Source organism: Achromobacter sp. D7-1, assembly GCF_059760445.1.
The window spans coordinates 18,903-41,117 of record NZ_JCBAMT010000006.1; the positions used below are offsets into that span (position 1 = coordinate 18,903).

Sequence of the window (22,215 nt, forward strand, 5' to 3'; positions counted from 1 at the left end):
CTCTGATCCAACGATACGTAATCCCCGATTTCTTCATTCTGTGGCGCTCCTAAGCGGGAGGATTCTACTTCTGGCTACCGCACCCTTGTGAGGAATTTTCCCTTGCACCTGACTTGGGCCACAACCAAAAGTTTTTTGATCAAAAAAAAGTCGCGAGACCTGCCCAACAAAGGTGACATGATCGATCGGCAATCGCTGCCGATTTTTACCGAGAATTTTCTCAGCGATGGCGATTTCAAGAATCCATCAATCAATTTATCCATATTCGTAATGTTTTTCGAATATGGAAATCGATATAACAGTGCTGGGCAAGGATCGAGACTGCCATGAAAAACCCTCCTTATCGACGCGTCACCCTGACCATGGTGATGGCCGTTGCGGTCATCTGCACCCTGGATAAGCTGATTTTTGCCTTTGCCGGTCCGTCCATCATCCACGACTTGGGCTTGACGCCCGTGGAGTTTGGATTCGCAGGCAGTGCGTTCTACTTCGTTTACTCCTTTGCCGGCGTGGCGGTTGGCTTCCTCGCCAATAGAGTCAAGACCAAATGGATCTTGCTGGCCATGTCGCTGCTGTGGGCCGCTGCGCAGTTCATCGTCAGTTTCGTCAGCAGCTTCGCCGCGCTCGTCGCCAGCCGAGTGTTGCTGGGAGCCGCAACGGGGCCTGCAACCGCCACCACTCAGCATGCCGGCTTCAAGTGGTATCCAGCCAATGAGCGTATCGGCGTCTCGACGCTGATACAGGTCAGCATGCTGTTGGGCGGATTGCTTGCCAGCGCAGTCATGCCGTTGTCCATCCAGCACCTAGGCTGGCGGCTCTCCTATCTGTTGCTAGGCGTGGTCAGCGTGGTTTGGGTCGCGCTCTGGCTGCCATTTGGCCGGGAAGGCTCGATTGGCGAGCAGGCGGCGGGCGAAGCACACTCAAGGGTGTCGTACCGCCGGATGTTGCTGAGCAGGTCGTTCCTGATGATTGCGGTGATGGGTTTCATCGGATACATACCGAACGTCCTGGCCGTCAGTTGGCTGCCCGTCTTTCTGCAGAAAGGAGTGGGGCTAAGCCCTGCGCAGATGTCTGCCTACCTCATATCGACGACCCTGGCGGTCATTCTCACCAATCTGATTGCGTCGGCGCGCAGCAAGAGGGCATTGCAGAGAGGCGCCTCGTTCAGGAAGGCAATGGTCCGGCCTCCACTCTTTGCCTGCATGGTGGGGGGCGCGATATACCTTGGACTGCAGTACGTAGGCGGAAGCATGCCGGCGACCTTGGCGTTGTTCTTCGCCGGCTCGATCGCCATAAACATCATGCCCGCGTTCGGGTTCGCAATCGTTGCGTACCTGTCGCCGGATTCGCAACGAGCCTCCATGCTGGCGATCTACAACGGCATTATTACCACTGGCGGGATCCTGGCCCCCGCCTTGATCGGCTACATGATCTCCGCCACCGGCGGAGACGTCCTCGCCGGCTTCGGACAGTTCTTCACGGTGTGCGGGGCGGTGGCGGTAGGGGTGAGCATCCTCGCCTTGATGGTGCTGGATCCCGAGAAAACACGCAAAGCGCTGGATCAGGACGCTGGCAAAGAAGCGCATCTGCAGTCGCCCGCATCCGTCTGACAAAAAGCACAAGCGGCAACAGGGAATCGCATTGCGCCATGCCTCCGTCCCGCCGCTCGTCGCCGGCTCCGGCACGCAGCGGTAGGGCGCCAAAACGCGCCACCGCCGCCCCCAGTAGCTCGCGTTCCCGGACGAATAGGGTGCGGCCGCGCTCGGCGAGGGCTGGACTCCCTACCGCGCGTGTTCATTGGATGGGCGGCGCGAAGTGCGTGACAGCAGGGCCGCCCGGGTCGGAAATCTGTAGGAAATCATATTTCATGCATTTTATTATGTATGCTGTATGATATCTAACATAAATATGAAATTACTCGCGATAAGGTTCCATTATCGTGAGTAAATATCCTACAGATGCCGAATCGGGCACGGAGCAAGCGCATGGCCACCGGAATTACCGAAACTGACGTCTGGACCGCCGCCGACGCCTTGCTGCTGGAGGGCGCGCGGCCCACCATCGAGCGCGTGCGGCAAAAGATAGGCCGCGGATCGCCCAATACCGTCAGTCCTTACCTGGAAACCTGGTTTCGCTCGTTAGGCGCGCGCATCAAGGACCCGGGCGCGTTCGCGGCGCCCGCAGCGGTGCCGGACCCAGTGGCCCAGGCGGCGGCCCACTTCTGGGAAGCCGCCTTGGCCGAGGCCCGCGCACAACAGGAACAGGCTTATCGCGGACGCTGGGAAGAACTTGCGCGGGAAGGGGAGCAGTTGGCGTCCGACGCCGAACAGCTACAACAACGCGAAACCCAGCTTGCGCATCGCGAACAGGATTTGCAGGAAGCGCTCAGGGTAGCCACTGCCCAATTGGCCGCCGCCGAAGATCGGCTGCAAGCAGCCGAACAGCAGCTGCGGCAGCGTGACGAATTGCTCAAGCGGAACCAGCTGCAATTGGAAGACGCCCGCAGCGCCACCCAGGCTGCGCTGGCGGAAAACGAGAATATCCGCGCGCAACATGCCCAGGCGCTCGCAGCAACCGAAGCCCGTCACGCCGCCCATGAGCGCCGCTGGCTGAACGAACTTGACGGCGAGCGCGGCGCCGTCAAGCGGCTGCAAGCGCGGCTGGACGAAGCGCAAGCGGCCAGCCAACAACAGGCGGCTCAGGCCCGCAAGGGATTGGAGCAGGAGCAAGATCAGCGCCGGCAGGCAGAGCAGGACGCGCAGGGCTTACGCGCCAACGTCCAGGCCCTGCAAATGCGCCAGCAGGCTGAACAGACAGCGGCAAGCGCAGCCCTGGCAGCGGCCCGTGAGCGCGAACAATCGCTCGAAGCCAGGCTCGCGACCGCCGAGCAGCGCTCGTCCGAGTACCTGGCGCAACTGAAAGGAAAGGACGCGCAACTGGGCGAATTGACCCGGCATCTGATGGCGCAAGTCCAGCGGCAGGATGCGGCGCTTGCCCCGCCCGATAATTCCCATCCCTAGCGCCTCGATTCGGATTATTGTTATAGACACGGCGGGCCGCGCAAAGCGCCTCGCCGCGCGGCGTACGAAAAGCGTAGCAGCACGACCGGGCCTGCCGGAGGAACTATGTCATTTCGCGTGATTGCCTTGATGCTTTGCGCGCTGTTGCAATGGTTGCCTCCAACGGCCGGGTATGCCCAGCCGGCGAAGGGCAAGGGCGACCCGCTGGCGCTGGCCTACAACGTCAAACCCTGGACCGGCGATTTCGACGGCATGGTCAAGCGCCGCCAGGTCCGGGTGCTGGTGCCCTACAACAAGACGCTGTACTTCCTGGACAAGGGCGGCACCCAGCGCGGCATCATCGCGGACATGATGACTGCGTTCGAGAACGACCTGAACAAGCAGCTCAAGACCAAGAACATCCGCGTGTACGTGGTGTTCCTGCCTACCTCGCGCGAACGCCTCATTCCCGACCTGCTGGCGGGCAAGGGCGACATCATTGCGGCCAATTTGACGATCACCGACGAGCGCCAGAAGCTGGTGGACTTCTCCACGCCCCTGGCGAGTGGCGTGCGGGAACTCATAGTCGCCTCGCCCGGGGCGCCCGAGCTGAAGTCGCTGGACGATCTGGCCGGGCAGGAGATCTTCATCAGCCCGGTCAGCAGCTACTACGGCAGCGTCAAGCAATTGAACGCGGACCTCCAGTCCCGGGGGCTCAAGCCTGCCATCATCCGCGACGCGCCTGGCACCTTCGAGACCGATGACATCCTGGAGATGGCCAGCGCGGACCTGGTGAAGTACACCGTCGCCGACCGCTATCTGGCCAATTTCTGGAAGCAGATATTCCCGCAGATCCGGGTCTATGAAAACCTGGAGGTCGACAGCGGCAACGATATCGCTTTCGCCTTCCGCAAGAACTCCCCCAAGCTCGCGGCGGTGCTGAACCCCTTTATGGAGAAGAACCGCATCGGCACGTCGTTCGGCAATCAGCAGCTGACCAAGTACCTGAAATCCGTAAAGTGGGTAAAGGCCGCCACCGACCCCGATGAAATCGAGAAATTCCACCGCCTGGCGGACTTCTTCCGCAAGTACGGCGACCAATACAACATCGACTGGCTGCTCATGATGGCGCAGGGCTACCAGGAGTCCAGGCTGGACCAGGACGCCAAGAGCTCGGTCGGGGCGATCGGCGTCATGCAGATCATGCCGGCCACCGGCAAGGAACTGAAAGTCGGCGATATCCGGCGCGAGGAATACAACATCCATGGCGGCGTCAAGTACATCCGCTTCATGATCGACCAGTACTACGCCAAGGAACCCATGACCGATTTGAACAAGGGCTTGTTCGCCTTCGCGGCCTATAACGCCGGACCGGGCCGGATCAACCAGCTGCGCAAGGAAGCCGCCGCCAAGGGACTGGACCCGAATGTCTGGTTCGACAACGTCGAGCGCGTGGCGGCCGAACGCATCGGGCGCGAAACGGTGCAATACGTGAGCAACATCTACAAGTACTACATCGCCTATACGTTGATCCGCGCCCAGGGCGCGGGCGCGGCGCCGGGCTAGGGCGGGGCGTTCCCACGGCTTGCGGGCGTCCGCGGTATATGTCCGCGGGAATTTCGGATAAATTCGCCACAGGCGCATCCGCATGCACCCATCCGGCAGACGCCCCGCCGGCATCGATGCGCCACAGATCAGGGCCACGGGCCCTGTCAGGAGCAGCGGTTGAATCCTCTTCCACGCCAGACGGTCGATCTCGCCCGCATCATCCTCGTCATCGTGATCCTGGCCGGCCTCATGGCGGGCAGCCTCTACATCCTGCGCCCCTTCCTGCCCGGGCTGGTCTGGGCCACCACCATCGTCGTGGCCACCTGGCCGGTCATGCTGGCGATACAGCGCTATTGCGGCGGGCGGCGCTGGATCGGCACGATGACCATGCTGGTCATCCTCCTGTTCGTCATTGTGCTGCCGCTGTACGAGGTGATCTCGACGCTGGCGCTGCATAGCAGCAGCATCATGGCGGCGGTCAAGAGCCTGCCCGACTACGCGCTGCTGGCGCCGCCCGCCTGGGTCCAGGGGATTCCCTTGGTCGGCCCCAAGATCGCGCACGAATGGCAGACGCTTTCCGACGCCGGCGCTGACGGCCTGCTGGCCAAGCTGGAACCTTATCTGACTAGCGCCGTGACATGGCTGCTGGGGCACGCCGCCATCGTCGGCGCCTTCATGATGCACATGCTGATCACGGTGGTCGTGGCCGGCATCCTCTATACCAAGGGCGAGGTGGCGGTCGACTTCGTGCGGCGTTTCTTCAACCGGCTGGCGGGCCAGCGCGGCCTGGCGGCGGTCAAGCTGGCCGGGCAGGCGATACGCGCCGTGGCGCTCGGCATCGTCGTGACCGCCGTAGTGCAGTCCGGCCTGGGCGGCATCGGCCTGTGGATCGCGGGCGTGCCGGCCGCAGGCATTCTCACCGCGCTGATGGTGATGCTGTGCCTGGCGCAGCTTGGGCCTTTTCTGCCCATGCTGGGCGGCGTGGTCTGGCTGTTCCAGAACGACATGAAGCTGGCGGCCGCGGTGCTGCTGGTCTGGGCGGTGCTGGTGGCGATGCTGGACAACCTGCTGCGGCCGCTGCTCATCAAGCGCGGGGTCAACCTGTCGCTGCTGCTGATCCTGGTGGGCGTGCTGGGCGGGCTGTTCGCGTTCGGCATCGTCGGTCTGTTCATCGGCCCGGTGATCCTGGCGGTGACCCATACGCTGCTCAAGGCCTGGATCGACGAAGTGCCGCCGCCGAGCGCGCTGGCCACCGAAGCGCAGCCGACCGAGACGCCCGCGGAGCGGGCCGGATTCCCACCGGTCTAGAACGGCAGGCGGCCTCCAAGATCAATCGGGCGCGCCGGGCAGCAGGCCAGGGAAGGGCGTAACATCTGCCTCACGTCGCGGGCCCATGGCCCGCTTTCCTGGCAACACCCCGGCAATACTTCATGACGATGCACCCTCTGGCGCCGCTCCAAGACGGCTTTCCTTTCTGGTCCGCTACCTGGACCGATTGCGCAGCCTCCTTCCACAAGGCGGTGACGCAATGAGCGCAAGCGTACGCCTGGCCAAGCGCTTGGCCGAGGAACTGTCGTGCTCGCGCGGCGACGCCGAACGATACATAGAAGGCGGATGGGCCGCGGTGGACGGCAAGCCGGTCGAGGAACCAGGCTTTCGCGTCGAGCCCGGCCAGTCCGTCGGCCTCCTGCCCGGCGCGCGCCTGGAAGATGTGCGGCCCGTGACCATCCTGCTGCACAAGCCCGCGGGCATTTACGCCAATGACGAGCCCGGCTCCGCGCGCGACCTGATCCTGCCGGAAAACCTGATGCCCGGCGACCGCTCTGGGCAACGCTATCTGAAGCGCATGTTCAACGGCCTGAAGCTTGTCACGCCGCTGGAGCGCGCGGCCAGCGGCCTGGTCGTCTACACGCAGGAATATCCGGTGGCGCGCAAGCTGGTGGAGGAAGGGCGCTACGTCGAGCAGGAGTACGTGGCGCAGGTATCCGGCCAGCTCAGCGCTGCCGATCTGGCGCGCTTGCAGCGCGGGATGGCTTATGACGGCCGCGCCGCCACGCCCATGAAGGTCAGTTGGCAGAACGAGACCCACCTGCGCTTCGCCTTGAAGACGCCTGCGCCCGGATTCATCGAATACGTATGCGACGCGGCCGGATTGCGCCTGCAGGCCCTGCGGCGCATCCGCATCGGCCGTCTGCCCATGGCAGGGCTGGTTCCCGGACAGTGGCGTTACCGCCTGGAATACGAACGCTTCTGACGGCAGCAGGAATGACCATGGAACAAGCGCCGCAAGACCGGCGACCGGAGCCTAGTCCCGGACGCAGGAGTTTTCTGATCACCGCAGGGGGGCTGTGCCTGTCCGCCGCCCTGGCCGGCTGCGCTGCGCCCAAGCCGCCGCGCCGTATGCCGCAATCGGCCAAGCCCGGATCGGCGGCGCCCCTGCTAGTCAACGGCAGCGTGGCGCCAGTGCCCGCGCTCAAGCCCGGCGCGCGCATCGCCATCGTGGCGCCGGCGTCCGCCGCGCTGAATGCCGCGGACGATGCCGCCGAATGGCTGCTGGCGCGCGGCTACGACCCGCAGGTCATGCCGGCGTCACGCTCGCGGCTGGACGCGCCCTATGACTATCTGGCCGGCGCGGACGCCGACAGGCTGGCCGATCTGCACGCCGCCTTCGCCTCGCCCGAGATCGGCGCCGTCTGGTGCCTGCAGGGCGGCTTCGGCTCCTGGCGCCTGCTGGACCAGCTGGATTTCGATCTGCTGCGCCGCCATCCCAAGCCGTTCATCGGTTACAGCGATATCACGGCATTGCACCTGGCCATGCAGCGACACGCAGGCTTCGTCACATTCCATGGGCCGATGCTGGCGCAGGACCTGCTGGCCGGCAAACGCGAGCCCACCGAATCGCATTTGCTGTCGATGATCACCGGCCAGTTGGGGCAGGGGGCATGGATTATGCCGCCCCCGTATGCGACCGCCACGGAACTGATATCGGGTACGGCGACCGGACGGCTGATCGGCGGCAACCTGGCGCTGATCGGCGCATTGATGGGCTCCGACAGCGAAATCGACACTCGAGGCGCCATCCTCTTCATCGAGGACGTCAATGAAGCCTTGCCCCGCATCGACCGGTTGTTGAGCCAGATGGCGGCTGCCGGCAAATTCGACGAGCTCAAAGGCGTGCTGGTCGGCAACTTCACCCGGATCCTGGGCGTGTCTGGCGACGATGCCCAGGCCCAGGGGCTGCTGTATCCGCTGATACTGGACCAATTCCGCTCCCGCGGGATTCCCGTGCTGGCGGGATGGCCCAGCGGCCACGGCGATCCGAACCTGACCTTGCCGCTGGGCGCGCAAGTGACTTTGGACACGCGGCGCGGCGGGTTGCGCCTGGAGCAGGCGGTAGTCGTTTAGGCAAAATTTGCACTATTAATAAGTCATAAATTTAAGATATGACTTATTAATAGATCTTTAGCAGGTTTTGCCATGACTCATTAATAGTGCAATTCCTTCAATCAAGCGCTATTATTGAGTCATGAAAAAGAAGATCGAACCCAGCTTCGATGGCGCCCAAGCGCTTGCCCGGATCGGCGCCAACATCCGCACCGCCAGATTGCGGCGCGCCGAAACCGAGTCCACGCTGGCCAGCCGCATGGGCGTGTCGCGCGCCACCATCACGCGCCTGGAGCGCGGCGACGGCGGCGTGTCCCTGGCGCTGGCCATCGAAGCCTTGCTGCAGTACGGCTACGCCGACCAGGTCTACGCCCTGGGCGACCCCGAACTCGACGGCGTGGGCAAGCGCCTGGACGCGGTGCGCCGGCCCAGCCGCGGCAGCGGCAAGGCGCCGAACGCGCACCGCGCCGATCCCACCCAGCTGTAGCGCCGGCCTATGGTGCAGACCCGAAAACACAAGTCGGTGGAAAGCGAGCTGTATGTCTACGTGGACATCCGCGGCGAGGCGGTGCTGGCTGGCCTGCTGACGCTGGACGACACGGACGAAAATCACTTCTACGCCGAATTCACCTATGTGCAGTCCTATGTGAACGACCCGCGCGCCTTTGCGCTGGATCCGCTGAATCTGCCGCTTGTGGACGCGCGCACCACGTTCCGCACCGAAAGCCGCTACGAAACGCTGGGCGCCATCTTCGACGCCGCCCCGGACGCCTGGGGCCGCAACGTCATGCGCGTAGACAACGCCGGCGCCCGCGTGACGGAAGACGAAGTCCTGCTCAAGGGCCGCGGCATGGGCGTGGGGGCGCTGTTCTTCAGCGCCCGCCCGCTCACGCCGAACATGCGCAAGACCTATCGCCTGCCGGAACTCGGCCAGCTCGAATCGCTCGCGGGCCTGCTTACGGACATTGACCAGGGCGTCAAACCCAAGGGCTTGTACCGCGACATCCTGGGCAGCTCCTGGGACATAGGCGGCGCGCGCCCCAAAACCATCGTGCGCGACGAGCATGGCGAAATGTGGATCGCCAAGTTTCCGCGCAAGGGCGACTCCTACGACCGCCAGCGCGTCGAGTACGCCAACCTGGAGATGGCCCGGGCTATCGGCCTGACCGTGCCCGAAATCCGGCTGGTCGAGACGCACCTGGGCGCGGTGCTGCTGACGCACCGCTTCGACCGCGAATTGCTGCCGGCCGGGAAGGGCGGAGATCCGGTGGTCTCCCGCCGGCATTTCCTCAGCGGCGCCTCGCTCATCAGCCCGTCGGCCCAGATCGGCAAGCGCGAACTGGACGGGCCGCGCGGCAAGGCCACCTATTCCTACGCCCGGCTGGCGGACGTGGTCCGCCGCGTGTCGTCCAACCCGGTGCAGGACTTGAAGGAGCTGTACGCGCGCATGATCCTGAACGTGGCCGTCCACAACACCGACGACCACCTGAAGAACGTCGGCTTCCTGAAGGACGCGGGCGCGCAGACCTACCGCCTGTCGCCCTTGTTCGACGTGGTGACGCAGGAAGGCTCCGCCAGGCACTATCTGCACATCGGCGCGGCCGGCCGGGAAAGTTCGTTCCAGAACTGCTTGAGCGAGTACCGGCGCTTCGGCCTGCGCTCGGAATCCGTCGCGCGCGCCATCCTCGATCATGTGCGCGAGGTGGTAGCCGCACGCCAGCGCTACTACGCCATGGCCGGCATGACGGCGGAAGAAATCGGGTACGTGGAAGCGTCCTTGATGGCGTGGCGCCACGGTATATTGCCGGTATGAAAAAGCTGGATATTCCCGCACTGGAGATCTTCGTCGCGGCCGTCGAAGAAAAGAGCCTGTCGAAAGCGGCCGAGCGCGAAAACCTGGTCACTTCCGCCGCCAGCAAGCGCGTGGCGGAACTGGAGCGCCACCTGGAGCGGACGCTGCTGCACCGCCACGGACGCGGGGTCGAGCCGACGCCGGCCGGCGCCTTGCTTTACCAGCGCGCCAAAGCCATCCTGCGCAGCGTGCAGCTGACGGAAAGCGCCATCAATGGCTATTCGACGGATGGTCAGGCGAAAATTCGCCTCGCTTCCAATCCATCGACCATCCTGCAGTTCCTGCCTGGCGTGATGGGCCGCTTCCTGGCCGACCGGCGCGATGTCAGCGTCGACCTGCTCGATGCCCACAGCTACGACATTCCGCGCATGGTGGCGGAAGCGTCGGTCGACATAGGCATCTATCACGCCGATCATCCGGTGCCGGGCGTGTCCTCGTTCCCGTTCCGCCGCGACCGCGTCGGACTGGTCGTCCCGGTGGGGCATCCCCTGGCCGGACGCGCCGAGCTGTTCCTCGAGGACGCGTTGGACTATGACCTGCTGGGCTACTTTCCGCGCCATTCTCTCGATCAGTTCCTGGCCTATGCGGGCCAGACGCTGACGCGCCCGCCCAACGTCAAGTTGCAGGTCTCCAATTTTGAAACCCGCTGCCGCATGATCCGCGAAGGGCTGGGGATAGGCATCGTGCCCGAAGGCATCGCCCGCACCTATCTGGCCTCGATGGGACTGGTGCTGCTGCGGCTGCGCGATGCCTGGGCCGAGCGCCAGTTCTATGTCTGCGTGCGCGACGCGACGCAATTGGCGCGCCCCGTGGAAGAACTGCTGCGCGCCCTGACGGCGCCGGCGGCGGACGCAAGCTAGGCGCCGCAGCGTGCGCGGCTGACGGGCGCCTGCCCGCCGCCCGCAGCTAGCCGCCCGCAGCTATTTCCCCAAACGGGCCGTGGCGGCTTCCTGCAACACCGGCCGCAGATACGACAGGAACCGTTCCGGATCCTCGCTCATGGGGAAATGCCCCATGCCTTCCATGATCTGCCACTTCGAGCCCGCGATGCGGCCCGCCAGGAACTCGGTGTCCTGCGGCGTGCATGAGTAGTCATATTCGCCAGTCAGCAGCCACAGTGGGCATCGCTGCGTGTCGATCTGGGCCACGCGTTCCCGGATGTCGCCGTCCGCGGTGTAGAAGTGCAGGTCGCCCTTGAACACGCCCGGTCCGCTTTGCATGTAGTGCCATAGCGTCTCCCAGCGGTGCTTGTCGGGACTGCCCGGGCCCACCAGGCCCGAAACGATGCCGGCGCAGACTTCTCCACCATGCACGTCGGGACGGTTCAGCCATTCCAGGTCGTAGTAGGGGTCCACGTGGGCGCCCGATTGCAGGCCGATGGCCCCGCCAAAACGTTGGGCATGTTCCAGCGCCAGATGCAGCACCATGCGGCCTCCGATGGAGCAGCCCATGACGATCGGGCGTTCCAGCGCCAGCGCGTCGGCCACGCCCAGGACCGCCTCGGCATAGTCCTTGGAGGTCAGGCGATAGGTCTCTTCGTGCCAACCCTCGGGCGGCGAGGATTTGCCATGCCAGGGCAAATCAAAGGCGATGACGCGGAAATTCCGCAGTATCTCCGGATCGTTCATCAGCGCACGGTACTGGCGGGTATCGGCGCCCGCGGTATGCAGGCACAGCAGGGGCGCGCCGGCGCCGGCTTCTTCAACGTAGACGCGGTGCTCGCGCCCGCCCAATGCCAAACGCAGGTAGCGGCCGACGACAGGTTCGAATACGGCTTGTTGCGGGTTCACGAGGATGCTCCCGGGGTGCGCGGGCAGGCCAGCACCTCCTTGAAATACAGCAGGTTGGACATGAAGGGATAGAGATCGCCCTCGGCGCGCAGGCGGCGGAACTTGATCATGGCCATCAGGTCATGAAAGCCCGGCGCCGGCCTGGGCATCCAGTAGCGGGCCCAGTCCTCGGCTTGCGCCCGCAGCGCGAAATCCCAGCGCGGCATGACGAAGGGGCCGCGCCGCACCTGTTCGATGCGGCCGCGCGCCACCGTGATCAGGTGTGCGGTATCACCGGATTCCAGCAGGAACACGGTGTTCAGGTGCCGGCCCCGCCACACCAGCGGTTCGCGCGCGTTCACGGCGCCAGCCAGGCGATGCAGAATGAAATCGTCGTCTTGCATATCGGGTTCCTTGTCAGGACGGCGGTAGATCCAGCCGGTAGATGCCGTCTCCCGCGTCCGCGCGCGGATAGCGCCCGGCCACCAGGGGATCATGGCCCGGCACGATGTGCGCATCGGAATCCGCCAACGACCGGATGCGCGCATAGCCCTCCAGCATGTCGCCGACATGGAAGATGGCAGGGAAGGGGTTGTGTTCAGTGTAGTTGCGGTAATAGTGCAGCGCGTCGGACGCCAGCACGATCCAGCCGCGGGCGGTATGCACGCGCACCACTTGCAGGCCCGGCGTGTGCCCGCCGATCCGGTAGAGTTCCACGCCCGGCGCCAGTTGGGCATCGCCGTCGTGGAAATGCACCCGTCCGGCATAGAGCCGGCGCACGACTGCCTGGACGTCGTCGGCCGAGAAAAAATGCCGCATCGCCTCGAAGCACATGTAGCGGCCCGTGGCGTAGCGCATTTCGGCATCCTGCAGATGGACCTGCGCCTGCGGATAGGCTTCGACGTTGCCCGCGTGGTCATAGTGCAGGTGGGTCAGGACGATATCGTCTATGTCTTCCTGCGCCAGCCCCAGCCGCGCCAGCGCGGCTTCGGGCTGCAGGCTGAAAGCGCGGCCGCGGGCCCGCGCCGAGCAGGCGCTGAAGCCGGTGTCGACCAGCACCGCGCGGCCGGCGCCGCGCACCAGCCAGCAATAGAAGTCCAGAGGCATCGGCCCATCGTGCACGTCGCCGCGCGACAGGAAGTTGTCCACGGCCCGCCGCTCCACGCTGGCATAGCGGATCGCATAGACCTCGTGGATGGGCGGGGCCTCGGGTGCCGGTTGCACTGCGCTCATTTCTTGACCAGTTTGCACTGGCTTTCGGCCAGCGGCATGAAGGCCTGGTCGCCCGGCACCGTCTTGACGATCTTGTAGTAATCCCAGGCCGCGGTGGACTCCTTCGGCGACTTCACTTCGACGACGTAGGTGTCGTGGATCAGCTTGCCGTCTTCGCGCAGGCGGGCATTGCGCGCAAAGGCGTCGCGTATCGGCATGCCGTGCAGCGTCCGCATGACCACGTCCACATTGTCCGACCCGGATTTCTCGACCGCGCGCAGGTAGTTCAGCACCGCCGAGTACTGGCCTGCCTGCAAGGCGGTAGGCATCTTGCCGGCGGCCTTGAAGAAGCGTTGCGAAAACGCGCGCGTCTCGTCGTCCATGTTCCAGTAGAAGGTCTCGGCGAAGGTCATGCCCTGCGCCGCCTCCAGCCCCACGCCATGCACGTCGGTGATGCTCATCAGCATGGCGACCAGTTTTTGCCGTTCGGACAGGCCGAACTCGCGCGCTTGCTTGATCTCGTTCTGCAGGTCCGCGCCGGCGCTGGCGAAAGCCACCGCGTCCGCCTTGCTGGACTGGGCGGCCAGCAGGAAGGACGCGAAGTCGGTGCCGGGGAAGGGGTAGCGGACCGTTCCCGCGACCGTGCCGCCGCCGTCCTTCACGAAGCGCATGCCATCGCTTTCCAGCGAATGCCCGAAAGCGTAGTCCGCCGTGACGAAGTACCACTTCTTCGCGCCGGCCTCGACCAGGGGCAGGGTGCCCACCTTGGCCAGCGCGTAGGTGTCATAGACCCACTGCACGTTGTTGGGCGAGCAGTCTTCGCCGGTGATGCGGGTGGCGCCCGCACCCGTCACCATGGTCATCCGCCCCTTTTCGCGGGCGATGTTCATGACGGCCAGGGCCACGGCGCTATTGCCCAATTCGGTCACCACGTCGACCTGCTCGCGGTCCATCCATTCGCGGGCGCGGCCCGCGGCCACGTCGGTCTTGTTGAGGTGGTCGGCGGAGAGCATCTCCACCGGCTTGCCCAGGACCTTGCCGCCGAAGTCCTCGATGGCGAGCTTGGTGGCGAGTACCGATCCGGGTCCGACGTTGCCGGAATAGGCGCCGGACATGTCCGTCAACACCCCGATGCGCACGACGCCGTCCGATATGCCCTCCGCCGATGGCGCCTGTGCCTGCGCCAGTCCGGTGCCGGCGACGAGCGCCAGCAGGACGGTGATTTTCTTGTTCATGGTTTGTCTCCTGGTTTGGCCTATATCTGGCTTACGTACTTGATCTGCATGAATTCCTGCAGGCCCTCGATGCCGCCTTCCTTGCCCAGGCCGCTGTCCTTGAAGCCGCCGAAGGGCGTCTCCGGCAGGGACGCCTGGCAATGGTTGACGCAGACGACGCCGCTTTCGATGCGTTCGGTCGCGGCCCGCGCGATGGCGGCATCACGCGTGAAGACATAGGCGGCCAGGCCGAAAGGCAGGCGGTTGGCCAGCGCCAGGCCTTCGTCCAGGTCCCTGAATGGACTGACCAGCGCCAAGGGGCCGAAAGGTTCAGTGTTGGCGGCGAGACTGTCGGTCGCCACGTCGCGCAGCACGGTCGGCGACCAGAACCAGCCCGGCAGATCGGGCCGCGTGCCGCCGGCCGCCAGTTGCGCGCCATGCGCCAGCGCGTCGGCCACCATGGACTCCATCGCCGCCAGGCGCCTGGGGTTGGCCAGCGGTCCCATCTGCACGCCCGCGTCCAGGCCGTTGCCGACCCGCCATCCGCGAGCGCGTTCCGCCAAGCGCGCCATAAAGCGTTCATATGCGCCTTGCTGCACATACATGCGCGTGGGCGAAGTGCAGATCTGGCCGGAGTTGCGCAGCTTGGCCGCCAGCACGGTATCGGCGGCAGCCTCGGCGTCGGCGTCATTGAACACCAGCACCGGGGCGTGGCCGCCCAGTTCCAGCGTGGCGCGCTTCAGGCCGGCGGCCGCCATCACGGCCAACTCGCGCCCGATGGAAGTGGATCCGGTGAACGTCACCATGCGGATCAGCGGCGACTCGATCAGCCGGCGCGAGATTTCGCCCGGGTCGCCGAACAGCATGTTGAGCGTGCCGGCGGGCAGTCCGGCGTCGGCTAGCGCGCGGCCGATTTCCAGCGCGATCGCGGGAGTCTCTTCGGAAGGCTTGATGACGACGGAGCAGCCGGCGCCGAGCGCGCCCGCGATCTTGCGCGAAGGCGTGATGGCCGGCGCGTTCCAGCCGGAGAAAGCCGCCACCGGTCCCACTGGTTCCGGAATCGCCATCTGGCGGATTCCGGCGACGCGCCCGGGGATCAAGCGGCCATAAGTGCGGCGGGCTTCCTCGGCCGCCCATTCGAACATTTCGGCGGCCGTGGCCACTTCCTTTTCGGATTCCGCCAGCGGTTTGCCCAGCTCGCGGGTGATCAGCCAGGCCAGGCGCGGCGTGCGCTCGCGCATCAGCGCCGCCGCGCGCCGCAGGATCGCGGCCCGTTCCAGCGCGGGCGTGTCGCGCCAGCGCGGAAAGCTGCGATGCGCCGAGTCCAGCGCCGCGTCGATATCTTCCGATGTAGCGACGGGCAGGCGGCCCAGTACCGCCTGCGTGGCGGGATCCACCACGTCCAGCGTGCGGCGGTTTCCCGCCGGCAGGGCATGGCCGCCGATCAACAGCTTCAGTTCGGGGTAATGCAATGAGCTATCCATTTATTCCGCCTTGCCGATGTTGCCGTCCCGGATCACTTGCGCCCAACGTTCGGTCTGGGACTGGATGTGCCGCGCGAAGTCATCCGCGCTGCCCGTCATCGGAAACTGGCCCAGTTTCAGCAGCGCCTCGCGCGATTCCGGCGTGCCCATGACCTTGTTGACCGCCGTGTTCAGGCGCAGCGTCACGTCGGGTGGCAAGCCCGCCGGCGCCAGCACGCCGTTCCAGGGTTCGGCGGTGAAACCCGGGATCCCCGCGGCTTGCGCCACAGTCGGGATGCCGGGCGCGACGGCCGAGGGTTCCGCGCTGGCGATCGCCAAGGCGCGCATCTTGCCGGCCTGCACCTGGGGCATGGCAGCGATCGCGCTCAGGAACGCCATGTCGACCCGGCCCGCGACCAGGTCGGCGATGGCGGCCGAATCGCCCTTGTAGGGCACATGCGTTATGTCCAGCTTCGCAGCGCTCTTGAACCATTCCCCCGCCAGATGGTTGACCGCGCCGCTGCCGGCCGACGCGAAGGTCAAGCTGCCCGGCTTCTGGCGCGCCCCGGCGATCAGTTCCTGCACGGTGTTGAAGGGAGAGCTGGAGGGCACCACCAGCAGGTAGGGATAACTGGCCACCAGCGCCACGGGTTGGAAGTCCTTCAGCACCTGGTAGTCGACCTTCTGCTTGTAGACGGGCTCGATGGACAGGGTGCCGCTGCTGCCCAGCATCAGCGTGTAGCCGTCGGCGGCGGCGCGCTTGACCGACTGCACGGCGACCACGCCGTTGGCCCCTGCGCGGTTCTCGACCACGACGGTCTGGCCCAATTCGGCCTCGAGCTTGCGCGCAAGGTATCGGCCCACCGCGTCGGTGGGGCCGCCCGCGGTGAAGCCGATGACCAGCGTGACCGGCTTGGAGGGATAGTCGGCCGCGGCCGCGTTGCAACTGATGATGGCGGCGAGCGCGGGCAGCGCGCACCTGGCTAAGAGTGATTTCATATCAGCTTGACCATCACCGGGTAGTACTCCTTGACGAAGCCGGCTGCGCGGGTGCGTTCCAGCAGGTCATGCGTCAGCTTGGCGGAGCGGGCGTCCACCTCTCCCTGCCGAGCCAGTTCCAGCGCCAGCAGGATGTCCTTGATCGCGTACTCGGTCGGAAAGGTCTTTTCGGGGTAAGTCTCGGCGGCCAGCGCCTTCAGACCGGGATTGCGCAGCACGAAGCTGTCGGCCGACCCCTTGCTCAGCGCGTTCAGCAGCAGCGCGCCGTCGACGCCGGCGCTGCGGCCTATGGTGATGGCCTCGGCCAGCGCATGCACCGTCATGAACACCACCATGTTGTTCATGATCTTGACCACCTGGCCATTGCCCACGCCGCCGCAAAGCAGCACGTCGGTGCCCATGCACGACAGATAGGGCAGCACGGTCTCGTAGTCTTCGGGCGTGGCGCCCACGGTGATCATCAGCGTGCCCAGCCTGGCGGCCTCGCGCATGCGGGCGACGGGCGCGTCGATCAGCAGGATGCCGTGGTCGCGCAAGGTCTCGGCCAGCTTGCGCGTGCGGGTGACGTCGCTGGTGCTCATATCCACCACGATGCGCACGCGTCCGGCCGCCTCCACCAGGCCCCCCGGACCGGTGCACACCTGTTCCACCTGCACGATGCTGGGCAGGGACAGGAACACGATCTCCGCGCTTTGCGCCACCTCGATGATGGAGGCGCAGGCATGGCCTCCGAGCGCGCCGATCCGCGCCACCGGATCGGGGCTGATATCGGTCACATATACCGGATGGCCGGACTTGCGGACCAGGTTGGCGCACATGGGTTCGCCCATGACGCCCAGGCCGATGAAGCCCAGCGGGGTCTTGCTGTCGCTCATTACTTCCTCCTTTGTGTTGCGGGTTTTTTAGTTGTTGCATGCAGCTTACGGAGCGCGCCGGGCTGCCGGTATGAAAAATTGGCAAAGCAACCTTCTCCATTTCCGTCCCCCCGGGATCAAGAACGCTCGTTTTCCTTTTTATCAACGCTGGCCGGCCGGCGACGCATAGAGTGATCGGCAGAGATGAATATGAGCGAGGCGCCGCCGCGCCGCGACGACAACGGAGACATGCATGTTGCTGGACACGATTGCAGCCTATGGCGCGCACGACACCCGGGCCCGCTTGCCCGACGAAGTCATCCACCACGCCAAGCGCGCCTTCCTGGACTGGTTGTCGGCCCTGTATCCGGGCACCCGCGGCCAACCCTGCCTGCAGTTGCTGGGCGCCCATGGCGCGGAACTCGGTGCGGGCAAATCCAGTCTGCCGGGCTGCGCCACCACGGCCTTTCCGGCCACCGCGGCCTGGATCAACGGCAGCGTCTCCCATGCCGTCGAGTTCGACGACATTTACCGCGACGCGATCTACCACCCCGGCTGTCCGACCATCGCCGCGGCGCTGGCGCTGGCGGAAGACGCTGATGCCAGCGGCCAGCAACTGCTCAACGCCATCGTGGTGGGCTACGAGATCTCGACCCGTATCGGTGCGGCGGTACAGCCGGCGCATTACCGCTATTTCCATACGACTGGCACCGTGGGCTGCTTCGGCGGCGCGGCGGCTGCGGCCGCCTTGTGCGCGCCGGGCGACGCCCAGGTCATGCTGCATGCGCTGGCTACGGCGGGCACGCTCGCTAGCGGCCTGCAGCAGGCTTTCCGCTCCGACGCCATGAGCAAGGCGCTGCACGCGGGACATGCGGCGGCCGTCGGCGTGCGCGCGGGGCAGGGCGCCGCCCACGGCATCACCGGCGTACCGGACATCCTGGAAGGCGAGGTCGGCTTCGGCGCCGCGCTGGCGCAAGACCCCGACTGGAACCTGGCGATCGACGGCCTGGGCCAGCGCTACAACATCCTGCGCATCACCCAGAAGAACCACGGCTGCTGCGGCCACACTTTTGCCGCGATCGACGGCGCGCTGGCGCTGCGGGCCCGCGGTGTGCGCGCGGACGACATCGCATCCTTGCGCGTGGACGCCTACCAGACGGCCCTGGACGTCACCGGCAACTTCGCCCCCGCCACGGCCTTCGAGGCCAAGTTCAGCCTGCCTTATGTGGTGGCGCATGCCCTGGTCCACGGCTCGGTACGGCTGGACGCTTTCGAGCCAGAACGCTTGCGGGATCCTCAGGTGCGCCAGCTGATGCAAAAGCTGGAACTGCGCGCCGATGCCGCGCTGACCGCCGGCTTTCCGCGCGTGCGCGCCGCCCGCGTCTCCATCACCACCGCCAGCGGCCAGACGCTGGAACACCATGCTCCCTACCGCAAGGGCGATCCCGAAGCGCCGCTCTCCGACGCCGAACTGAATGACAAGTTCGAAGAACTTGCCGGTCCGGTGCTGGGCCGCGAGCGCGCCCTGGCGCTGCGCGACGCCGTCTGGCGCCTGGACGGCATGCCGGTCCGCGCGCTGCGGCTGGCCGCCGACATGCCCCGGCCCTGACGCATTTCCCCTCCGTCCATCCATGACACCAGCCTCATCCATGTCAGACATCTCTTTTGCAGAAGCGCTCCTGTCGCCCCGTGCCATCGCCCTGGTCGGCGCTTCCGGCGACGCGCGCAAGAATACCGCCCGGCCGCTGCGCTTCATGCGCAAGCACGGCTATGCCGGCGCGGTCTATCCCATCAACGCGGGGCGCGCGGAAATCCTGGGCGAAAAAGCCTATCCCTCGCTGGCCGGACTGCCAGGGCCGGTCGACCACGTTTTCGTCATGATCCCCGGCAGCGAAGTCGCGGCCATGCTGGCGCAATGCGCCCAGGCCGGCGCCCGGGTCGTGACCATCTATTCCGACGGGTTTGGCGAGACCGGCGCCGAAGGCCAGGCGCGCCAGGCGGCGCTGGTGGCGCAGGCCCGGGCGCTGGGCTTGCGCCTGCTGGGGCCCAACAGCATCGGGTCCGCCAACCTGCATACCGGCGGCATCCTGTCGGTCAACGCGGCATTCGAGGCGGATACCCTGCTGGCGGGCGACCTCAGCCTGGTGTCGCAAAGCGGTTCGATGATGGGATCGCTGCTGTCGCGTGCGGCGGCGCGCGGCTTCGGCTTTGCCAAGTCCGTCTCCGTCGGCAACGAGAGCGACATCACGGTCGGTGAAGTGGTCGATGCGCTGGTGGACGATCCGCAGACCAGGGCCATCCTGCTGTTCCTGGAGACTTTGCGCGACGCCGCCACCCTGGCCCGGGCGCTGAGTCGGGCGCGAGCCGCGGGCAAGCCCGTGATTGCCTACAAACTGGGGCGCTCCGAACAGGGCGATGCGCTGGCGCAGTCGCACACCGGCGCCATGGCGGGCAATGACGTCGCGGTGGATGCGTTCCTCAAAGCCTACGGTGTCATGCGGGTGCGCAACTTGGAGACGCTGTTCGAGTTGGCGCCGCTGGCGTCGCGCCATTCCCGCGCAGGCAGTTCGCTGCGTGCCCCGGACCAGCCCGCGCGGGTCGCGGTGATCACGACCACAGGCGGCGGCGCGGCGACGGTGGTCGACAATCTGGGGCTGCACGGCATGGTGGCGGTGGCGCCGCCCGCCGACTTCGTGCAACGCATGGGCGAGCACGGCCTGCGCATCCGCGAAACACCCGTCATAGACCTGACCCTGGCGGCCAGCAGCGCCCAGTACAAGATGCTGCTGGAACATTTGCTGCGCGCCGGCTGGTGCGATGCGGTGCTGAGCGTGGTCGGCTCGTCTGCGCAGTTTCATCCCGGGCTGGCGGTCCAGCCGCTGCTGGAAGCCGACAAACCCGCGGATAAACCCCTGGCGGTATTCCTGGCCCCGGAGGCGCCCGAATCGCTGGCGCTGCTGCGCGCGGGCGGCATCGCTGCATTCCGCACGCCGGAAGCGTGTGCGGACGCCCTGGCGGTGTACTTCGCCGCGGGTGGCAGGCCGCCGGCGGCTGGCGCGGCGATGGCCTGGCCGGCCGGATTGCCCCGCTCAGGCATGCTGAGCGAGCACGAGGCCGGCGCCTTGTTTCGCGAACTGGGCGTGCCGGTGGCGCAGGGTCAGCTTGTGGATCCGGCCACGCTGCAGCATGCCGTGCCGTATCCCGTGGTCGCCAAGATCTGCTCGCGCGACCTGGCGCACAAGACGGAGCTGGGCGCCGTGCGCGTCGGCATCGCCGATGGCGACGCCCTGCGCGGCGCCGTGCAGGAAATGCTGGACAACGTCCGGCGCCAGGCCCCGGACGCGCGGATCGACGGCATCCTCGTGCAGCCCATGGAAACGCGCCTGATCGAAATGATCCTGGGCTATCGCCATGATCCCCAGGTCGGTCCGACCGTGCTGCTGGGCGCGGGCGGCGTTGCCGCCGAACTGTCGCCCGACTACGCCGTGCGCCTGGCGCCGGTGGACCAGGAAGAGGCCCGCAGGATGATCCTCGAAGTCCGCCAGACCCGGCTGATACGCGGCTTTCGCGGCTTGCCCCAGGGCGATTGCGAGGCGCTGGCTCGCGCCATTGCCGCGTTTTCCCGCCTGGCTTGCGCCACCGGTGTGCAGATCGAAGAAGCCGAAATCAACCCCTTGTTCGTCCGCGCCGATGGCGTGGTCGCGGTCGACGGCCTGGCCCGTCTGGCCTGAAGCCCGTTCAGATTACCCCTTACCAGGAACCCAAGATGGATTTCAACCTGACTCCGGAACAACTGGATTTTCAAGGCGCCGTGCGGCGTTTCGCGCAAGGCGAACTTCGCGCGGGCGCGGTCGAGCGCGCCCATTCCGACGACTACCCCTGGGACGTCGCTCGCAAGATGGCCAGCCAGGGCCTGCTGGGCATCACCATCGCCGAGGCTGACGGCGGGGTGGGCGGTTCGCTGATGGATGCCGTGATCGCCATCGAAACGGTCGCCTCGGTGTGTCCGCGCAGCGCCGACGTGGTGCAGGCAGGCAACTTCGGCGCGATCCGCGTGCTGGCCGAGTACGGCAGCAGCCTGCAGAAGCAAAAGTACCTGAGCGCGCTGCTGGCGGGCGAAGGACTGATCTCGGTCGGCATGACGGAGCCGGATGCCGGCTCGGCGGTGACCGAACTCAAGACCAGCGCCACGCGCGCCGATGGCGGCTGGCGCATCAACGGCACCAAGATCTTCACCACCCACGGTCCGCACGCCAGCGTGATCCTGACCTATGTGCGCTTCGGCCCGGGCACCGGCGGGATCGGCTCGGTGCTGATAGACACCAAGGCGCAAGGCGTCAAGCTGGGCAAGCGCTCCGCCTTCATGTCCGGCGAGGAATGGGTGGAAATCTTCTTCGACAACGTGTTTGTCGCCGACGACATGGTGGTGCTGGGAGAGGGCGGCTTCAAGAAGCAGATCGCCGGTTTCAATGTGGAGCGCATCGGCAACACGGCGCGCTCGCTGGCATTGGGCCGCTATGCCTACGAAGAAGCGCGCAACTGGGCCATGCAGCGCAAGCAGTTCGGCCGCCTGCTGTGCGAGTTCCAGGGCTTGCAGTGGAAGTTCGCCGACATGCGCATCAAGCTGGACGCAGCCCAGCTGCTGCTGTACCGCGCCGCCAGCGCGGCCGACACCGGCTTTCCTTCGGCCACGGAAACCGCCATCGCCAAGGCCTACTGCAACCAGGTCGGCTTTGACGTCGCCAACGACGCGCTGCAGGTCCTGGGCGGGCTGGGCTACAGCCGCGAATCGCTGGTCGAGTACTGCGTGCGGCGCTGCCGCGGCTGGATGATCGCGGGCGGCTCGATCGAAATTCTGAAAAACCGCATCGCCGAAGGCATCTTCGAGCGCAGCTTCCCGCAACGGCCGCCGCGCTAGGCC

Annotated in this window: 19 protein-coding genes; 12 read left to right on the forward strand and 7 right to left on the reverse strand. The window is 65.9% G+C overall.

All coding sequences use genetic code 11. The annotated features are described in order from the left end of the window. The first annotated feature begins 326 nt into the window (after positions 1-326). From AC6LKD_RS04270 to AC6LKD_RS04310, 9 genes are all read left to right on the forward strand, one after another. Positions 327-1,610: an MFS transporter gene (locus AC6LKD_RS04270; RefSeq protein ID WP_498115226.1), complete on the forward strand. Its 1,284-nt coding sequence runs from the start codon at positions 327-329 to the stop codon at positions 1,608-1,610. A gap of 375 nt (positions 1,611-1,985) precedes the next feature. Beyond that, positions 1,986-3,020 carry a DNA-binding protein gene (locus tag AC6LKD_RS04275; RefSeq protein ID WP_498115228.1) on the forward strand — a complete coding sequence of 345 codons (1,035 nt, stop codon included), beginning with the start codon at positions 1,986-1,988 and terminating at the stop codon, positions 3,018-3,020. Between the two features lie 105 nt (positions 3,021-3,125). Beyond that, complete coding sequence (locus tag AC6LKD_RS04280) at positions 3,126-4,565, forward strand: MltF family protein (RefSeq protein WP_498115230.1); 1,440 nt, start codon at positions 3,126-3,128, stop codon at positions 4,563-4,565. 159 nt (positions 4,566-4,724) lie between these two features. Then, positions 4,725-5,855, forward strand: coding sequence for an AI-2E family transporter YdiK (ydiK, locus tag AC6LKD_RS04285; RefSeq protein ID WP_498115232.1), 1,131 nt, complete (start codon positions 4,725-4,727; stop codon positions 5,853-5,855). Positions 5,856-6,075: 220 nt separating this feature from the next. Beyond that, positions 6,076-6,801 (forward strand): RNA pseudouridine synthase, encoded by a 726-nt coding sequence (locus AC6LKD_RS04290; protein ID WP_013393829.1) that lies wholly within the window; start codon positions 6,076-6,078, stop codon positions 6,799-6,801. A gap of 209 nt (positions 6,802-7,010) precedes the next feature. Then, positions 7,011-7,952: a S66 peptidase family protein gene (locus AC6LKD_RS04295; RefSeq protein WP_498115348.1), complete on the forward strand. Its 942-nt coding sequence runs from the start codon at positions 7,011-7,013 to the stop codon at positions 7,950-7,952. A 121-nt stretch (positions 7,953-8,073) separates the two neighbouring features. Then, complete coding sequence (locus AC6LKD_RS04300; RefSeq protein ID WP_013393827.1) at positions 8,074-8,418, forward strand: helix-turn-helix transcriptional regulator; 345 nt, start codon at positions 8,074-8,076, stop codon at positions 8,416-8,418. 9 nt (positions 8,419-8,427) lie between these two features. After that, positions 8,428-9,744 (forward strand): type II toxin-antitoxin system HipA family toxin, encoded by a 1,317-nt coding sequence (locus tag AC6LKD_RS04305; RefSeq protein WP_013393826.1) that lies wholly within the window; start codon positions 8,428-8,430, stop codon positions 9,742-9,744. Beyond that, a complete protein-coding gene (locus tag AC6LKD_RS04310) occupies positions 9,741-10,643 on the forward strand; it encodes a LysR family transcriptional regulator (protein WP_498115234.1) in 903 nt (300 codons plus the stop codon). The genes AC6LKD_RS04305 and AC6LKD_RS04310 overlap by 4 nt, the downstream gene beginning before the upstream one ends. A gap of 60 nt (positions 10,644-10,703) precedes the next feature. Here AC6LKD_RS04310 and AC6LKD_RS04315 read toward each other — a convergent pair whose 3' ends face one another. The 7 genes from AC6LKD_RS04315 to AC6LKD_RS04345 are packed head-to-tail and all read right to left on the reverse strand — an operon-like array spanning position 10,704 to position 17,315. Further along, positions 10,704-11,573 (reverse strand): alpha/beta fold hydrolase, encoded by an 870-nt coding sequence (locus tag AC6LKD_RS04315; protein ID WP_013393824.1) that lies wholly within the window; start codon positions 11,571-11,573, stop codon positions 10,704-10,706. After that, a complete protein-coding gene (locus AC6LKD_RS04320; protein WP_498115236.1) occupies positions 11,570-11,956 on the reverse strand; it encodes a hypothetical protein in 387 nt (128 codons plus the stop codon). Before AC6LKD_RS04320 ends, AC6LKD_RS04315 begins: the two co-directional genes overlap by 4 nt. A 13-nt stretch (positions 11,957-11,969) precedes the next feature. Continuing rightward, complete coding sequence (locus AC6LKD_RS04325) at positions 11,970-12,785, reverse strand: N-acyl homoserine lactonase family protein (protein WP_498115238.1); 816 nt, start codon at positions 12,783-12,785, stop codon at positions 11,970-11,972. Then, a complete protein-coding gene (locus AC6LKD_RS04330; protein WP_498115240.1) occupies positions 12,782-13,999 on the reverse strand; it encodes an ABC transporter substrate-binding protein in 1,218 nt (405 codons plus the stop codon). The genes AC6LKD_RS04325 and AC6LKD_RS04330 overlap by 4 nt, the downstream gene beginning before the upstream one ends. Positions 14,000-14,019: 20 nt before the next feature. Beyond that, positions 14,020-15,462 carry an NAD-dependent succinate-semialdehyde dehydrogenase gene (locus AC6LKD_RS04335; protein ID WP_498115242.1) on the reverse strand — a complete coding sequence of 481 codons (1,443 nt, stop codon included), beginning with the start codon at positions 15,460-15,462 and terminating at the stop codon, positions 14,020-14,022. Next, on the reverse strand, positions 15,463-16,440 hold the full coding sequence (locus tag AC6LKD_RS04340) for a Bug family tripartite tricarboxylate transporter substrate binding protein (RefSeq protein ID WP_498115244.1): 978 nt from the start codon (positions 16,438-16,440) through the stop codon (positions 15,463-15,465). Beyond that, complete coding sequence (locus AC6LKD_RS04345) at positions 16,437-17,315, reverse strand: NAD(P)-dependent oxidoreductase (protein ID WP_498115246.1); 879 nt, start codon at positions 17,313-17,315, stop codon at positions 16,437-16,439. Before AC6LKD_RS04345 ends, AC6LKD_RS04340 begins: the two co-directional genes overlap by 4 nt. Before the next feature lie 232 nt (positions 17,316-17,547). Here AC6LKD_RS04345 and AC6LKD_RS04350 point away from each other — a divergent pair, with 232 nt between their 5' ends. Genes AC6LKD_RS04350 through AC6LKD_RS04360 form a run of 3 tightly spaced genes read left to right on the forward strand, consistent with a single transcriptional unit; the run spans position 17,548 to position 22,212 of the window. After that, positions 17,548-18,903: an MmgE/PrpD family protein gene (locus tag AC6LKD_RS04350; protein ID WP_498115248.1), complete on the forward strand. Its 1,356-nt coding sequence runs from the start codon at positions 17,548-17,550 to the stop codon at positions 18,901-18,903. Between the two features lie 40 nt (positions 18,904-18,943). Beyond that, the gene (locus tag AC6LKD_RS04355) at positions 18,944-21,025 is read left to right on the forward strand and encodes an acetate--CoA ligase family protein (RefSeq protein WP_498115249.1); all 2,082 of its coding nucleotides are present in this window, start codon (positions 18,944-18,946) and stop codon (positions 21,023-21,025) included. A gap of 35 nt (positions 21,026-21,060) precedes the next feature. Beyond that, the gene (locus tag AC6LKD_RS04360; protein ID WP_013393815.1) at positions 21,061-22,212 is read left to right on the forward strand and encodes an acyl-CoA dehydrogenase family protein; all 1,152 of its coding nucleotides are present in this window, start codon (positions 21,061-21,063) and stop codon (positions 22,210-22,212) included. The last annotated feature ends 3 nt before the right edge of the window (positions 22,213-22,215 follow it).

Excerpts from the sequence above, each read along its gene's own strand:
- AC6LKD_RS04305 (WP_013393826.1), top strand. The coding sequence starts at position 8,428 with ATGGTGCAGACCCGAAAACACAAGTCGGTGGAAAGCGAGCTGTATGTC.
- AC6LKD_RS04320 (WP_498115236.1), bottom strand. The coding sequence starts at position 11,956 with ATGCAAGACGACGATTTCATTCTGCATCGCCTGGCTGGCGCCGTGAAC.
- AC6LKD_RS04280 (WP_498115230.1), top strand. The coding sequence starts at position 3,126 with ATGTCATTTCGCGTGATTGCCTTGATGCTTTGCGCGCTGTTGCAATGG.
- AC6LKD_RS04290 (WP_013393829.1), top strand. The coding sequence starts at position 6,076 with ATGAGCGCAAGCGTACGCCTGGCCAAGCGCTTGGCCGAGGAACTGTCG.
- AC6LKD_RS04330 (WP_498115240.1), bottom strand. The coding sequence starts at position 13,999 with ATGAACAAGAAAATCACCGTCCTGCTGGCGCTCGTCGCCGGCACCGGA.
- AC6LKD_RS04340 (WP_498115244.1), bottom strand. The coding sequence starts at position 16,440 with ATGAAATCACTCTTAGCCAGGTGCGCGCTGCCCGCGCTCGCCGCCATC.
- AC6LKD_RS04300 (WP_013393827.1), top strand. The coding sequence starts at position 8,074 with ATGAAAAAGAAGATCGAACCCAGCTTCGATGGCGCCCAAGCGCTTGCC.
- AC6LKD_RS04310 (WP_498115234.1), top strand. The coding sequence starts at position 9,741 with ATGAAAAAGCTGGATATTCCCGCACTGGAGATCTTCGTCGCGGCCGTC.
- AC6LKD_RS04270 (WP_498115226.1), top strand. The coding sequence starts at position 327 with ATGAAAAACCCTCCTTATCGACGCGTCACCCTGACCATGGTGATGGCC.
- AC6LKD_RS04275 (WP_498115228.1), top strand. The coding sequence starts at position 1,986 with ATGGCCACCGGAATTACCGAAACTGACGTCTGGACCGCCGCCGACGCC.
- AC6LKD_RS04335 (WP_498115242.1), bottom strand. The coding sequence starts at position 15,462 with ATGGATAGCTCATTGCATTACCCCGAACTGAAGCTGTTGATCGGCGGC.
- AC6LKD_RS04325 (WP_498115238.1), bottom strand. The coding sequence starts at position 12,785 with ATGAGCGCAGTGCAACCGGCACCCGAGGCCCCGCCCATCCACGAGGTC.
- AC6LKD_RS04345 (WP_498115246.1), bottom strand. The coding sequence starts at position 17,315 with ATGAGCGACAGCAAGACCCCGCTGGGCTTCATCGGCCTGGGCGTCATG.
- AC6LKD_RS04355 (WP_498115249.1), top strand. The coding sequence starts at position 18,944 with ATGTCAGACATCTCTTTTGCAGAAGCGCTCCTGTCGCCCCGTGCCATC.
- AC6LKD_RS04360 (WP_013393815.1), top strand. The coding sequence starts at position 21,061 with ATGGATTTCAACCTGACTCCGGAACAACTGGATTTTCAAGGCGCCGTG.
- AC6LKD_RS04350 (WP_498115248.1), top strand. The coding sequence starts at position 17,548 with ATGTTGCTGGACACGATTGCAGCCTATGGCGCGCACGACACCCGGGCC.